Origin of the sequence: Micromonospora sp. DT62, from assembly GCF_049847285.1 — a bacterium.
Classification (GTDB): Bacteria; Actinomycetota; Actinomycetes; order Mycobacteriales; family Micromonosporaceae; genus Micromonospora; species Micromonospora reichwaldensis.
Map to the genome: position 1 here is coordinate 1 of NZ_JBNCOB010000061.1, position 918 is coordinate 918.

Below are 918 nucleotides of genomic sequence, written 5' to 3' on the forward strand. Positions count from 1 at the left end.
CCACCCTCGCGGTCACCACCACGGAAACCACCCGGACGGTCGCCACCCTCACGACGGTCCCCACCACGGAAACCACCCTCGCGGTCACCACCACGGAAACCACCCGGACGGTCGCCACCCTCACGACGGTCCCCACCACGGAAACCACCCTCGCGGTCACCACCACGGAAACCACCCGGACGGTCGCCACCCTCACGACGGTCCCCACCGCGGAAGCCACCCGGACGGTCGCCGCCCTCACGACGGTCCCCACCACGGAAGCCACCCTGGCGCTCGCCGCCCTCACGCGGCGGACCCGAACGGAAACCACCCTCACGACGGTCCCCACCACGGAAACCACCCTCGCGGTCACCACCACGGAAACCACCCGGACGGTCGCCGCCCTCACGACGGTCACCACCACGGAAGCCGCCGGAGCGCTCGTCACCGTCTCGACGGAAGCCACCTTCGCGGCGGTCACCGCCCCGGAAACCCTCACGGTCGCTGCGGAAGCCGCCCTGGCGGTCGCCGGCGTCCCGACGAGGGGCGCCACCGCCGCGGGAGTCGCCGTCACGCGGACCGGACCGGAAGCCGCCCTCTCGGCGGTCGCCACCACGGGAGTCGCCGTCACGGCGGTCGCCGCCGGCGTATCCGCCGCGCTGGCCGCCCCGGTCCTCGCGGTACGGGGGCCGGTCGTCGCGGCGCGGCGCTCCCTCGCGCCCACCCGAACGGTCTTCGGAGCGACGGGGACGATCTTCGCCCTGCGATCCTGAACTCACAGGTACATCCTTCCTCATTGCGTCACCAACGACGCTACGCAGTCGAGGGCCGACCCGGATGGGGCGGCCCTCGACTGGAAAAGTTGTCCGGCGGTGTCCTACTCTCCCACACCCTCACGAGTGCAGTACCATCGGCGCTGGAGGGCTTAGCTTCCGGGTT

Annotated in this window: 1 rRNA gene and 1 pseudogene; one reads left to right on the forward strand and one right to left on the reverse strand. The window is 72.0% G+C overall.

From position 1 onward, the window contains the following. A pseudogene (locus tag ACPXCB_RS31505) lies at positions 1-752 on the forward strand (hypothetical protein); the annotation flags it as partial. 91 nt (positions 753-843) lie between these two features. Here ACPXCB_RS31505 and rrf read toward each other — a convergent pair. Continuing rightward, positions 844-918 (reverse strand): 5S ribosomal RNA (gene rrf, locus ACPXCB_RS31510); the annotation flags it as partial.